Source organism: Streptomyces sp. NPDC021115, from assembly GCF_044333065.1.
Classification (GTDB): Bacteria; Actinomycetota; Actinomycetes; order Streptomycetales; family Streptomycetaceae; genus Streptomyces.
The window spans coordinates 1-12,493 of record NZ_JBIRQF010000007.1 but is presented as its reverse complement, the minus strand read 5'-3'; the positions used below and the strand labels follow the sequence as shown (position 1 = coordinate 12,493).

Sequence of the window (12,493 nt, the reverse complement as noted above, 5' to 3'; positions counted from 1 at the left end):
CGGGCCAATGGGAAGGGGCGGGTGGCCCGTCAGTGGTGGGTGCGGGCCGCTTCCAGCAGTTCCTCCGCGTGGGCGCGGGCCAGTTCGGAGTCGTCCTGGCCCGCCAGCATGCGCGACAGCTCGCGGACCCGGTCCTCGCCCTCCATGGCCTTCACACCGCTCCGCGTCACCGCACCGTCGTTCGTCTTCTCCACCACCAGGTGCCGGTCAGCGAAGGCGGCGACCTGCGGCAGGTGGGTGACGACCACGACCTGGGCGGAGCGGGCCAGGCGGGCCAGGCGGCGGCCCACCTCGACCGCGGCCTTGCCGCCGACACCGGCGTCCACCTCGTCGAAGAGATACGTCGGTACGGGGTCGGAGCCCGCGAAGACGACCTCGACCGCGAGCATCACCCGGGACAGCTCACCGCCGGAGGCGCCCTTGGCGATGGGGCGGGGCGGGGCGCCGGGGTGGGGGGCGAGGAGGAGTTCGACCTCGTCGGCGCCGTGCGGGCCGTACGCCACCGACCGCCCGCCGACCTCGACCCCGGACGCCTCGTCCGCGGCCTCGGTCTGCCGGATGGCGAACGTCACCCGGGCGTGCGGCATGGCGAGGGAGGCCAGTTCCTCGGTGACGGCCTCGGCGAAGCGCGCCGCGGCCTCCGTACGGGCGTCGGTGAGCGCCTGGGCCAGCTCGCTCAGGTCGGCGCGGAGCGCGTCGCGTTCGGCGGTCAGCTCGCCGATGCGGTCGTCGTCGCCGTCGAGTTCGGCGAGCCGGGTGGCGCCCTGCTCGGCCCAGGCCAGCACGTCGCCGATGGTCTCGCCGTACTTGCGGGTCAGCTGGCCCAGCGCGGCGCGGCGCTCCTCGACAGCGGCGAGCCGCAGCGGGTCGGCGTCCAGATCGTCGGCGTACCCGGCCAGTTCACCGGCCACGTCGGACAGCAGGATGCCCACCTCGCCGATGCGGTCGGCGAGCCCGGCGAGGGCGGGGTCGTGGGCGCGGACCGCCTCCAGGGCGCGGTGCGCGCCGCCGACGAGGGTGGCGGCGTCCACGCCCTCGGGGTCCTCGGGGTTGCCGGCGAGCGCGGTGTGCGCGAGGGCGGCGGCGGAGGCGAGGGCCTCGGCGTGGCCCAGCCGCTCGGCCTCGGCGGCGAGTTCGTCGTCCTCGCCCGCCCGCGGCTCGGCGGCGGCGACCTCCTCCAGCCCGAAGCGGAGCAGATCGGCCTCCTGCTCCCGCTCGCGCGCCCGGGTGGTCAGCTCCTCCAGCTCGGCGGCGACGGCGCGCAGCCGCCGGTAGGCGCCCGCGTACTTCTCCAGCGGCCCGGCGACGGCGGCGCCCGCGTACCGGTCGAGCGCCTGACGCTGCCGGGCGGGCCGCAGCAGGCCCTGCTGGTCGGTCTGGCCGTGGACGGCCACCAGGTCGTCGGCCAGCTCCCCGAGCAGCCCCACCGGCACGGACCGGCCGCCCACATGGGCGCGGGACCGCCCTTCGGCGGAGAGGGTACGGCTGATCAGCAGCGCCCCGTCGTCGAGTTCGGCACCCGCCTCCTCGGCCCGTACGGCGACGGACGAGCGGGCGTCGACCGTGATCCGGCCCTCGACGACCGCCGCCTTGGCGCCGATCCGCACCAGGGCGGCATCGGCGCGCCCGCCGAGCAGCAGCCCGAGACTCGTGACGACCATGGTCTTGCCCGCGCCGGTCTCGCCGGTCACCGCGGTGAAGCCGGGTGACAGCTCGACCACGGCATCGTCGATGACACCCAGGGCACGTATCCGCATCTCCTCCAGCACGTGCAAGACCATACGAGGTTTACCGGCCACCTCGCGACGGCCACCCCCGGGGACGGCCCCGCCCCTACCCAGGGTGAACACGGGGTCGCCCGATGACCTCCCCTTCACCGGGGCCGGGGGTGTACCGGACGTATCCCCTCGAAAGGGTGTTCCCGGTCTCCGCCCCCGGCCGGACACCCCCTAGTGCGGCGCCCCGCGCCACCCGGCCACCGGGAGCGCGAACTTCGCCACCAGCCGGTCGGTGAACGACGCGTGGTGCAGCCGCGCCAGCCGCACCGGCACCGCTCCCCTGCGCACCTCCACCCGCGCCCCGGCGGGCAGCTCCACGGTGCGCCGCCCGTCGCACCACAGCACCCCGTGCGGGGTCTGCGGCTGCACCTCGACGGCGAGCACCGACTCCGGCGTCGTCACCAGGGGCTTGGCGAACAGGGCGTGCGCGCTGATCGGGACCATCAGCAGCGCCTCGACCTCGGGCCACACCACCGGGCCGCCCGCCGAGAAGGCGTACGCGGTCGAGCCGGTCGGCGTCGCGCACACCACGCCGTCGCCGCCGAAGCGGGAGACCGGGCGGCCGTCGACCTCGGTGACGACCTCCAGCAGCCGCTCGCGCGCCGCCTTCTCGACCGACGCCTCGTTCAGCGCCCAGTCGGTGTGCACGATGTGCCCGTCGTTGCGGACGAGCACATCGATGGTCATGCGCTCCTCGACCTCGTACTGGCGGCTCACCACCCGGTCCACGACCTTGTCCAGGTCGTCCCGCTCGGCCTCGGCCAGGAAGCCGACCCGGCCCAGGTTGACGCCGAGCATCGGCACGCCGGAGATGCGCGAGAACTCCGCGCCGCGCAGCAGCGTCCCGTCGCCGCCGAGCACGACCAGCAGTTCACAGCCGTCGAGCACGTCGCGGCCCGCGTCGACCAGCTCGACCTCGGGCGGCAGAGGCAGGTCCTCCGCCTCGGCGGCGAGCACCCGCACCCCGATGCCGCTGCGCACCAGCCCCTGGACGACGAGTTCGGCGCTGCGGATGGCCGCCGGGCGGCCGGTGTGCGCGAGGAGGAACACGGTGCGGTCGGCGGTCGCCTCGGACGTCGGTTTGTCCGCTGCGGTCTTCGTCGCCGCATCCGCCATCGCCGCTGCTTCTGAAGTGGTCAACTGGGCCCCTCCGCCACTGCACGGTCAACATCGTCCGGGTCCAGTGCCGGCGCCCCGGCGCGCATCCACAAAAAGTACTCGACATTCCCCGACGGCCCCGGCAGCGGGCTGGCGGTCACGCCGAGCACACCCAACCCCAGGTCCGCGGCCTGATGAGCCACCGTCCGCACCGCCTCGGCACGCAAGCGTGCGCTGCGGACGACTCCACCGCTGCCGAGCCGCTCCTTGCCGACCTCGAACTGTGGCTTGACCATCAGCACCAGATCGGCGTCGGGAGCGGTGCAGCGCACCAGGGCGGGCAGCACAAGACCGAGCGGGATGAAGGACAGATCCCCGACGACAAGGTCCACGGGCTCGCCTCCCATCTGCTCCGGCGTCAGCTCGCGTACGTTCGTACGGTCGAGAACGCTCACGCGTTCATCACTTTGCAAAGACCATGCAAGTTGCCCGTAGCCGACGTCGGCGGCGACCACATGGGCGGCGCCCGCGCGCAGCAGGACGTCGGTGAAGCCGCCGGTGGAGGCGCCCGCGTCCAGCGCCCGCCGCCCGGCGACGGTCAGCCCGGAGCCGGAGACCGGGGTGGGTTCGGTCGTGCGCCCCGGCCCCTCGCGGTACTCCTCGCTGAACGCGTACAGCGCGCCCGCGAGCTTGTGACCGCCGCGCGAGACATAGTCCGGATCGCTGTCGTCCTTGGTCACGACGACCGCGGCGCTGGTCTCGACCTGCGTCGCGGCCTTGGTCGCGATGGCCCCGCCGACGGTCACCCGGCCCGCCGCGATCAGCTGGCTCGCGTGCTCGCGCGAGCGGGCCAGCTTGCGGCGCACCAGCTCCGCGTCGAGTCGTACGCGTCGTGGGCGGGTCACTGCCACGGGTGGTTCAGCTCCTGGAGTCGGGGGTCGTTCTTACGGGGAGGGGGCGGGCGGGCCGGGCCGCCGGTCGAGTGCCGTCAGCGTGTCGCGCAGGCCCCGGTGCACATCCTCGTACACCTCCAGGTGGCTGCTCACCGGGAGGTCGTCCGCATCGGCCAGCCGGTCGAGCCGGGTGTCGACGTCGGGCACGCCGGTGGCCGTACGGGCGACACCCAGCGGAGCCGGATCGGCGGCCCTGCCCGGCGCCCCGGCGGCCCCCTCGCCTGGCTCCTCCGCAGGCGTCCCCTCGGGCGTCCCGGGGCCTTCCGGGGCCTGCTCGGCGGACTCCGGGGCGGGCTCGGGCCCGGGCCGTACGCCCGGCATCGGCTCACTCATGCCCCCGACGCTACCGCGAAGGGGACGCGTCCCGGCGGGGCGCGACCTGGGGTACCGTCGTCGGCGATGGCCACCTTGGAACAGTGCCGCGACGCACTCGACAAACTGGCGGAGAACCTCGCGGGCGCGAACGGGGACCTCCGCAGCGCCGCCGCGCTCGATCGCTCCGTGAGCTGCTGGATCACCGACCTCGACACGACCTTCGTGGGCCGTCTGGTGGACAGCCGCATCGAGGACGTGACGACCACGCCCGGCCCCCCGGAGGACCGCGCCCAGATCCGGCTGGCCATGTCCGGCGACGACCTGGTCGCCCTGGTCGACGGCGAGCTGCACTTCGCCCGGGCCTGGGGCAGCGGCCGGGTCAAGCTGGAAGCCGGGTTCCTCGACCTGCTGCGGCTGCGGAAGCTGCTCTAGCGGCCCGCTCCCGCGTACGCACCACCCTGACCCGTAACCCCGGGTAACCCCCGCCCTCGCTCAGGACTCCGTCGCCGCGGCGGCCACCGGCTCGGCCTCCGCCGTCCCCGCGGCCGGGACGGCCGTACGGGACTTCCGGGCGGCCGGTATGACCAGCGGCGTTCCCGTTTCCGGATCGTCGATGACCTGGCAGCGCAGCCCGAAGACCCGCTCCACCAGCTCCGCCGTGACGATGTCCCCGGGCGCGCCCTCCGCGACGACCTCGCCGCCCCGCATCGCGATCAGATGCGTGGCGTAGCGGGCGGCGTGGTTCAGGTCGTGCAGCACCGCGACCAGCGTGCGGCCCTGCTCCTCGTGGAGCTGGGCGCACAGGTCGAGCACGTCGATCTGGTGCTGGATGTCCAGGTACGTCGTGGGCTCGTCCAGGAGCAGCAGCGGGGTCTGCTGGGCGATGGCCATGGCGATCCACACCCGCTGGCGCTGCCCGCCGGACAACTCGTCGACATAGCGATCCCCCAGCTCGGCCACGCCGGTCGCCGCCATCGACTCCTGGACGATCCGCTCGTCCGTCTCCGACCACTGCCGCAGCAGCCCCTGGTGCGGGTAGCGGCCGCGGGCGACGAGGTCGGCGACGGTGATCCCGTCCGGGGCGATGGAGGCTTGCGGCAGCAGACCGAGGGTGCGGGCGACCTTCTTGGCGGGCAGCGAGCCGATCGACTCGCCGTCCAGCAGCACCGACCCCGCGGTCGGCTTGAGCATCCGGGACAGGGCGCGCAACAGGGTGGACTTGCCACAGGCGTTGGGGCCGACGATCACCGTGAAGGAGTGGTCGGGGATGGCGACCGACAGGTCCTCGGCGACGGTGCGCCGGTCGTACGCGAGGGTCAGCCCCTCGGCGGTGAGCCGCTGCCGGTCCGTCGTACGTGTGCTCGTGTTCGTACTCGTGCTGTTGCTGCTGGAAGCCACGGTTTGCCCGGTGTCCTTTTCCCTGTAGCCCTTGTAGCCGCTGTGGCCCTTGCCGTCCTTACGAACCGTCATATCCGCCCCGCCCTGCGCTCGGTCACCAGCAGCCACAGCAGATAGCCGCCGCCCAGCATCGCGGTCAGCGCCCCGACCGGCAGCTGATCGGCGCCGAAGGCCCGCTGCGCGGACCAGTCGGCCGTGACCAGCAGGGCCGCGCCCATCCAGGCCGCTGGCAGCAGATTGGGACCGGCCGAACGGGTGAGCCTGCGGGCCAGCTGCGGGGCGACGAGCGCCACGAAGGCGACGGGCCCGGCGGCGGCCGTGGCGGAGGCGGTCAGCAGGACGCCCGCGAACATCAGCACCAGCCGGGTCCGTTCGACCCGCACCCCGAGGGCGTACGCGCTGTCGTCGCCCATCTCCAGCATCCGCAGCCCCCGCGCCTGCCCGAGGACGACGGGCAGCAGGACCGCGCACACGCAGGCCAGCGGCCAGACCTGGGTCCAGTCGCGCCCGTTGAGCGAGCCGGTCAGCCACACCACCGCGCGGGTGGCGTCGGGCAGGTCGGCCTTGGTGAGCAGGTAGCCGTTGAGGGCGGCGAGCATCGCGGTGGCGCCGATGCCGACCAGCACCAGCCGGTAGCCGTGGACGCCCCGCCGCCAGGCCAGCGCGTAGACCCCGACGCCGGTCAGCAGACCGCCGCAGATCGCACCGGCGGCGACCTCGGCCGGGGCGCCCTGGAAGAGGACGATCACGGTGAGCGCCCCGGCCGCCGAGCCCTGCCCGAAGCCGATCACGTCCGGACTGCCCAGCGGATTGCGGGAGATGGACTGGAAGACCGCCCCGGCAAGCCCGAGGGCCGCGCCGACCAGCAGCCCGACCAGGACGCGCGGCAGCCGCAGGTCGTGGACGATGAAGTCCTGGGCCACGGTGCCGTTCCCGGCCAGCGTGCGGAGCACATCGGCGGGGGCCATGGGGAAGTCGCCGGTGCCGATCAGGACCACGCTCATCGCCAGCGCCACGGCGAGCAGCAGCAGCCCCACGACGGCGGCGCGGACGTCCAGGCGCAGCGAGAGGCCGCCGGTGCGCAGCGTGACTCCGCTCGCCCTGGGCGTGGTGCGCTTGCTCGCGTTCACAGTTGGGCCATCCTTCGGCGGCGTACGAGATAGAGGAAGACGGGCCCGCCGACGAGCGCGGTGACGACGCCGACCTGGAGTTCGGCGGGCCGGGCGACGATCCGCCCGATCACGTCGGAGCCCAGCAGCAGGACGGGCGACAGCACGGCGGCGTACGGCAGGGTCCAGCGCAGATCGGGTCCGGTGAGCGCCCGGACCAGGTGCGGAACCATCAGCCCCACGAAGGCGATCGGCCCGCACGCGGCGGTCGCGGCCCCGCACAGCAGGGTGACCGCCAGCATCGACATCGCCCGGGTGCGGACCAGGTTGGTGCCCAGCGCCCGCGCCGTGTCGTCGCCGAGGGCCACCGCGTTCAGCGAACGGCCGAGCGCCAGCGCCAGCACCGCGCCGACCAGGAGGAACGGGGCCACCTGCCGGACCACCGTCATATTGGCGGAGGCGAGCGAACCGACCGTCCAGAAGCGCATCTTGTCGAGCGCCGCGCTGTCCAGCAGCTGTACGGAGTTGATGTAGCCGTAGAGCGCCGCGTACACGGCCGTACCGGCGAGCGCGAGCCGCACCGGGGTGGCGCCCCGGCTGCCGCCGAGCGCGTACACCAGCACGGAAGCGACGGCGGTGCCGAGGAAGGCGAACCACACATAGCCGGTCAGGGAGGTGACGCCGAGAAAGCTGATCGCCGAGACGACGGAGGCGGACGCGCCCGCGTTCAGCCCCAGCAGCCCGGGGTCGGCGAGCGGGTTGCGGGTGAGGGCCTGGATGACCGCGCCCGCGAGCCCGAGACCGACGCCCACGAGCAGCCCGAGGAGGGTGCGCGGCAGCCGTACGTCCTTGATCACCACATCGGTGTCGCTGCCGGTGTAGTGGAACAGTCCGTGCCAGACGTCCCCCAGCGCGATCGGCTTGGCGCCGATCGCGATGCTGGCGGCCGCGACGGCCAGCAGCACGCCGAGCGAGACGACGAGCCCGGCCGCTCGACGCGCGGTCTGCCGGCGGGGTGGCGGAGCCGCCGTATCGGTCGCTGTCTCGGGCCCGGCTTTCGCCGGACTGACCAGGGTCACGCGGAACTCCACCTCACAGCACGGCCGATCAAGACTTAGGTTAGGTTACCCTAATCTGCACGTGCGACACCGAGGCGGGTCCGCGGCCCCGGTCACATCACCCCAGGCCCGGGGGCCTTCCGCTCACAGCCCCAGCCGAGCCAGCGCCTTCCCCGCGTCCGCGCCGCTCACACCCTCCCCCGCCTCGCTCCAGGCCGCCGCGCACAGCGCCCGCAGCCCGTCCAGCGGCTCGTCGCCGTCCCCGTCCAGCAGCAGCGCGCCGCCGTCCACGCGCGCCGTCCAACCGCCGCACCGGAAGCCCCCGTCGGCCGCTTCGACGGGCGGCTGGGGCGTCAGCAGCCCCCGCAAGTCGCGGTCCACATAGGCCGGACGGTGCTTCGGCTCCGCCGCCAGCAGCTGCGCCGGGGTCGTCACCCCGGTCAGCACGAGGAGCGAGTCGACGCCGCCCGCGTACGCCCCCTCGATGTCGGTGTCCAGCCGGTCCCCCACCACCAGCGGCCGCCGGGCCCCGGTCCGCAGGATCGTCTCGCGGTGCATCGGCGGCAGCGGCTTCCCCGCGACCTGCGGGTCCTGGCCGGTCACGATCCGTACGACCTCCACCGCCGCACCGTTGCCCGGCGCGATCCCGCGGCCGCTCGGAATCGTCAGGTCCGTGTTGGACGCGTACCACGGCACCCCGCGCGCCACCGCGTAGCCCGCCTCCATCAGCCGCGCCCACGGCAGGTCGGGCCCGCCGTACCCCTGGACCACCGCCGCCGGGTCGTCATCGGCGGACTCCACCGGCAGCAGCCCGCGCTCGCGCAGCGCCACCCGCAGCCCCTCCCCGCCGATCACCAGCACCCGCGCACCCTGCGGCAGCTGCTCGGAGATCAGCCGGGCGACGGCCTGCGCCGAGGTGATCACGTCCTCGGCCCCGGCGGGCACCCCGAGCCGGGTCAGATGCTCGGCGACGGTCTGCGGCGTGCGCAGCGCGTTGTTCGTCACATACGCCAGCCGCATGCCGCCGTCCCGTGCGGTGACCAGCGACTCCACGGCGTACGCGATGGCCTCGCCACCCGCGTACACCACCCCGTCGAGGTCGAGCAGCGCGGTGTCGTACGCCTCGTTCAGCGACCGCTGGCTGCCCTCGGGCGCGATCCGGACGGTCTGGTTCATGGGGGGACACTCTCCTCGCAGATCCATGCGTTCTCCCCCCGATCATGGCGCATCGCCGACCGGGGCATAACATTCTCTAATGACCACTTCAGGGCCAGGCGGGCACGGTCTCCAGCTCACCCCCTTCCGGGGGCTGCGCTACGACGCGGAACGGGTCGGCAGTCTCTCCGCCGTCACCTCACCGCCCTACGACGTGGTCGTACGCCCCGACGGTCTGCGCGAACTCGAGACGGCCGACCCCCACAACATCGTCCGGCTCATCCTCCCGCAGGCGGGCGCCCCCGCCGACCGCCACCGGCAGGCAGCCGACACCCTGCGCCGCTGGCAGGCCGACGGCATTCTCGCACCCGACCCCGAACCGGCCCTGTACGTCTACGAACAGCGCGACGCCCAGATCCTCCAGCGCGGGCTGATCGGCGCCCTGCGGCTGAGCCCGCGCGAGGAGGGCATCGTCCTCCCGCACGAGGAGGTCATGCCGCACATCGTGGAGGACCGCGCCGACCTGATGCGCGCCACCGCCGCCAACCTCGAACCCCTGCTGCTCGCCTACCGCGGCAACGGGACGGGCGGCGCGTCGGACGTCATCGAACGCACCATCCGGCACGAGCCGCTGCTCTCCACCACCACCGAAGACGGCTTCGACCACCGGCTGTGGCGGATCACCGACCCGGCCGACCTGGTCGAGATCGCCGCCGATCTGCGCAACCACCAGGCCCTCATCGCCGACGGCCACCACCGCTGGGCCACCTATCTGCGACTGCGCGAGGAGCGCACCGATCCCGGCCCCTGGAACTTCGGCCTCGTCCTCCTGGTCGACACCGCCCGCTACCCGTTGCGGGTCCGGGCCATCCACCGGCTGCTGCGCCACCTCCCGGTGGCCGACGCGCTGGCCACGGCGCGCACCGCCTTCCGGGTGCGGACGGTCGACGGCCCGCTGCCACGCGCCCTGGACGCCCTCGCGGAGGCGTCCACCACGAACGCCTTCCTGCTCGCGGGCGACGGCCGGTTCCACCTGCTCGACCGACCCGACCCCGGGCTGCTGGCCCGTACGGTCCCCGAGGGACGGCCCGAGGCGTGGCGGACGCTGGACGCGACCGTCCTGCACTCGCTGCTCCTGGACCACCTCTGGCAGATCCCGGACAGTGCCGAGCACATCGGCTACATCCACAACGCGGAGGCGGCCGTCGAACAGGCGGAGCGGCACGGCGGCACGGCGGTGCTGATGCATCCGGTGCGCGAGGAGGTCGTCCGCGAGCTGGCGCGGCAGGGGGTCGCGATGCCGCGCAAGTCGACGTCCTTCGGGCCGAAGCCCGCCACGGGTCTTGTACTGCGCAGTCTGACGTTGGGCTGAGCCCGCAAAGCGAAGAGGGCGGAGCCCCGGCCGGGGGTGGTGGCCGGGGTTCCGCCCTCAGGTATCAGCTGCCGCTGTTGTCGTCGCCGTCCTTGCGGTCCGCGACCTCTTCGCTGTTCTCCGCGGCCTCGGCGGCCTCGGTCGTCTCCGCGACGTCCTCGTCGGTCTCATCATCGTCGAGAACGTCCACGAACTCGACACCATCCAGCTCGGCGAGCCGGTCGGAGGCATCCGTGGTGCCGCCCTGGTCCGCCTCCAACGCCTTGGCGAACCAGTCCCGCGCCTCGTCCTCGCGACCGACGGCCAGCAGCGCGTCGGCGTAGGCGTACCGCAGCCGGGCGGTCCACGGCTGGACGGAGTTCGACGCCAGCTCCGGGCTCTGGAGGGTGACGACGGCGGCGTCGTCCTGACCCATGTCGCGCCGGGCACCGGCGGCCACCAGCCGCATCTCGACCTGCCCGGCCCGGTCCAGCTTCTGCACCTCGGGCTCACCGGCCATGGCCAACGCCCGCTCGGGACGGCCCATGCCGCGCTCGCAGTCGGCCATGACCGGCCACAGGTCGTTGTTGCCGGTCATACGGCGCGCGGCACGGAACTCCGCCAGCGCCTCCGAGTACTTGGCGACGGCGTACGACGCGAACCCCGCCGCCTCACGGACGGCGGCGACGCGGGAGGCGAGCCGCAGCGCGACGCGCGAGTACTGGTACGCCCGCTCCGGTTCCTCGTCCAGCAGCTTGGCGACCATCACGAGGTTCTTGGCGACGTCCTCGGCAAGGGTCTTCGGCAGGCTCAGCAGCTCCTGCCGCACGTCCTTGTCGATCTCGTCCCCGGTCACGTCCTCGGGGATCGGCAGCCGCTTGATCGGCTCGCGGTCGCGGTCCCGGCCGCGGTCGTCGCGGTCGCGACGGCCGTAGCCACCGGACCGGTCGTCGCGACGCGGCCCACGGCCCCGGTCGTCACGCCCCCGGCCCTGACCGCCACCGCCGCCACCGCCGCCGTACGGACGCCGAGACCCACGGTCGTCCCGCCCACCGCGGAAGCCGCCGCGGTCGTCGTCGCGACGCGGCCCACGGGGCCGGTCGTCCCGGCGATCATCGCGCCGATCGTCGCGGCGGTCGTCGCGGCGGAACCCACCGCGATCATCGCGCCGGTCATCCCGGCGGTCATCGCGGCGGAACCCACCACGGTCATCACGCCGGTCGTCCCGACGGAACCCACCACGATCGTCACGGCGGTCATCCCGGCGGTCATCGCGGCGGAACCCACCACGGTCATCACGCCGGTCATCCCGACGATCGTCCCGACGGTCATCCCGCCGGAACGCGGGCCGGTCATCCCGGCGCTCGAAGCCACCGCCCGGTCGGCCACCACGGTCGTCACGGCGACCGTAGCCACCGCCAGTGGGACGTCCACCACGGTCGTCGTCGCGACGCGGCCCACGAGGCCGATCATCACGCCGGTCGTCACGGCGGTCATCACGCCTGAAGCCACCACGGTCGTCACGGCGGTCATCGCGACGCTCGTCACGACGGAACCCACCCTGACGGAAGCCACCATCACGGTCGTCCCTACGCGGACCACGAGGGCGGTCGTCACGCCGGTCGTCGCGTCGATCGTCGCGGCGCTCGAAGCCACCGCCCGGTCGACCGCCCCGGTCGTCACGGCGACCGTAGCCACCGCCAGTGGGACGTCCACCACGGTCGTCCTCGCGACGCGGCCCACGAGGCCGATCATCACGCCGGTCGTCGCGACGGAACCCACCACGATCACGGTCATCGCGGCGCGGTCCGGAGTCGCGGAAGTCCCTCCGGTCGCCGCCGTCCCGGCGCCGCGGCTCGCGGTCCCCCCGGTCGTCGGAAGAGTTGGTGGGCATCTACGTGACTCCTGTCTTCTGGCCAAAACAAAAAGGACCCCTGGTCCCAGCATGAACGCTGGGACCAGGGGTCCTCCAAAGATTGTTCGGCGGCGTCCTACTCTCCCACAGGGTCCCCCCTGCAGTACCATCGGCGCTGAAAGGCTTAGCTTCCGGGTTCGAAATGTAACCGGGCGTTTCCCTAACGCAATGGCCACCGAAACCCTATCGGGTTCTAGCGAACAAGCACACTTTTCAATTAAGTAAGTGGAACTGATTCACCGGTGCGACTGTTCGCAACCCGGGAACCACACAGTGGACGCGAGCAACTGAGGACAAGCCCTCGGCCTATTAGTACCAGTCAACTCCACCGGTCACCCGGCTTCCATATCTGGCCTATCAACC

12 protein-coding genes and 1 rRNA gene are annotated in these 12,493 nt (G+C 73.2%); 2 read left to right on the top strand and 11 right to left on the bottom strand.

Annotated features, from left to right (window positions below; genetic code table 11):
• Positions 1–29: 29 nt before the first annotated feature.
• The 4 genes from recN to ACH4TL_RS22425 form a co-directional block, all read right to left on the bottom strand.
• The gene (recN, locus tag ACH4TL_RS22440) at positions 30–1,781 is read right to left on the bottom strand and encodes a DNA repair protein RecN (RefSeq protein WP_398316831.1); all 1,752 of its coding nucleotides are present in this window, start codon (positions 1,779–1,781) and stop codon (positions 30–32) included.
• 168 nt (positions 1,782–1,949) lie between these two features.
• Complete coding sequence (locus ACH4TL_RS22435) at positions 1,950–2,894, bottom strand: NAD kinase (RefSeq protein WP_398317717.1); 945 nt, start codon at positions 2,892–2,894, stop codon at positions 1,950–1,952.
• Positions 2,895–2,914: 20 nt separating this feature from the next.
• Positions 2,915–3,781, bottom strand: a complete 867-nt coding sequence (locus ACH4TL_RS22430; protein ID WP_398317714.1) for a TlyA family RNA methyltransferase — start codon at positions 3,779–3,781, stop codon at positions 2,915–2,917.
• Between the two features lie 39 nt (positions 3,782–3,820).
• On the bottom strand, positions 3,821–4,162 hold the full coding sequence (locus ACH4TL_RS22425; RefSeq protein ID WP_398316828.1) for a hypothetical protein: 342 nt from the start codon (positions 4,160–4,162) through the stop codon (positions 3,821–3,823).
• A 66-nt stretch (positions 4,163–4,228) separates the two neighbouring features.
• Here ACH4TL_RS22425 and ACH4TL_RS22420 point away from each other — a divergent pair, with 66 nt between their 5' ends.
• Positions 4,229–4,576, top strand: coding sequence for a sterol-binding protein (locus ACH4TL_RS22420; RefSeq protein ID WP_398316825.1), 348 nt, complete (start codon positions 4,229–4,231; stop codon positions 4,574–4,576).
• Positions 4,577–4,636: 60 nt separating this feature from the next.
• On the opposite strand, the gene ACH4TL_RS22415 is transcribed toward ACH4TL_RS22420, so the two are convergent.
• From ACH4TL_RS22415 to ACH4TL_RS22400, 4 genes are all read right to left on the bottom strand, one after another.
• Positions 4,637–5,614, bottom strand: coding sequence for an ABC transporter ATP-binding protein (locus ACH4TL_RS22415; protein WP_398316822.1), 978 nt, complete (start codon positions 5,612–5,614; stop codon positions 4,637–4,639).
• Complete coding sequence (locus ACH4TL_RS22410) at positions 5,611–6,672, bottom strand: FecCD family ABC transporter permease (RefSeq protein ID WP_398316819.1); 1,062 nt, start codon at positions 6,670–6,672, stop codon at positions 5,611–5,613. The genes ACH4TL_RS22415 and ACH4TL_RS22410 overlap by 4 nt, the downstream gene beginning before the upstream one ends.
• Positions 6,669–7,730 (bottom strand): FecCD family ABC transporter permease, encoded by a 1,062-nt coding sequence (locus ACH4TL_RS22405; protein ID WP_398316816.1) that lies wholly within the window; start codon positions 7,728–7,730, stop codon positions 6,669–6,671. Before ACH4TL_RS22405 ends, ACH4TL_RS22410 begins: the two co-directional genes overlap by 4 nt.
• A gap of 123 nt (positions 7,731–7,853) precedes the next feature.
• Positions 7,854–8,885 carry an HAD-IIA family hydrolase gene (locus ACH4TL_RS22400; RefSeq protein ID WP_398316813.1) on the bottom strand — a complete coding sequence of 344 codons (1,032 nt, stop codon included), beginning with the start codon at positions 8,883–8,885 and terminating at the stop codon, positions 7,854–7,856.
• 79 nt (positions 8,886–8,964) lie between these two features.
• Between ACH4TL_RS22400 and ACH4TL_RS22395 the strand changes: the two genes are divergently transcribed.
• Positions 8,965–10,236 carry a DUF1015 domain-containing protein gene (locus tag ACH4TL_RS22395; protein ID WP_398316810.1) on the top strand — a complete coding sequence of 424 codons (1,272 nt, stop codon included), beginning with the start codon at positions 8,965–8,967 and terminating at the stop codon, positions 10,234–10,236.
• A gap of 64 nt (positions 10,237–10,300) precedes the next feature.
• On the opposite strand, the gene ACH4TL_RS22390 is transcribed toward ACH4TL_RS22395, so the two are convergent.
• The 3 genes from ACH4TL_RS22390 to rrf form a co-directional block, all read right to left on the bottom strand.
• Positions 10,301–11,044, bottom strand: a complete 744-nt coding sequence (locus ACH4TL_RS22390; RefSeq protein ID WP_398317711.1) for a hypothetical protein — start codon at positions 11,042–11,044, stop codon at positions 10,301–10,303.
• Positions 11,045–11,067: 23 nt separating this feature from the next.
• Positions 11,068–12,012 (bottom strand): hypothetical protein, encoded by a 945-nt coding sequence (locus tag ACH4TL_RS22385; protein WP_398316807.1) that lies wholly within the window; start codon positions 12,010–12,012, stop codon positions 11,068–11,070.
• A 181-nt stretch (positions 12,013–12,193) separates the two neighbouring features.
• Positions 12,194–12,310, bottom strand: a 5S ribosomal RNA gene (gene rrf, locus ACH4TL_RS22380).
• Between the last annotated feature and the right edge of the window lie 183 nt (positions 12,311–12,493).

Excerpts from the sequence above, each read along its gene's own strand:
- ACH4TL_RS22395 (WP_398316810.1), top strand. The coding sequence starts at position 8,965 with ATGACCACTTCAGGGCCAGGCGGGCACGGTCTCCAGCTCACCCCCTTC.
- ACH4TL_RS22435 (WP_398317717.1), bottom strand. The coding sequence starts at position 2,894 with ATGGCGGATGCGGCGACGAAGACCGCAGCGGACAAACCGACGTCCGAG.
- ACH4TL_RS22400 (WP_398316813.1), bottom strand. The coding sequence starts at position 8,885 with ATGAACCAGACCGTCCGGATCGCGCCCGAGGGCAGCCAGCGGTCGCTG.
- ACH4TL_RS22420 (WP_398316825.1), top strand. The coding sequence starts at position 4,229 with ATGGCCACCTTGGAACAGTGCCGCGACGCACTCGACAAACTGGCGGAG.
- ACH4TL_RS22415 (WP_398316822.1), bottom strand. The coding sequence starts at position 5,614 with ATGACGGTTCGTAAGGACGGCAAGGGCCACAGCGGCTACAAGGGCTAC.
- ACH4TL_RS22385 (WP_398316807.1), bottom strand. The coding sequence starts at position 12,012 with ATGACCGTGATCGTGGTGGGTTCCGTCGCGACGACCGGCGTGATGATC.
- ACH4TL_RS22425 (WP_398316828.1), bottom strand. The coding sequence starts at position 4,162 with ATGAGTGAGCCGATGCCGGGCGTACGGCCCGGGCCCGAGCCCGCCCCG.
- recN (WP_398316831.1), bottom strand. The coding sequence starts at position 1,781 with ATGGTCTTGCACGTGCTGGAGGAGATGCGGATACGTGCCCTGGGTGTC.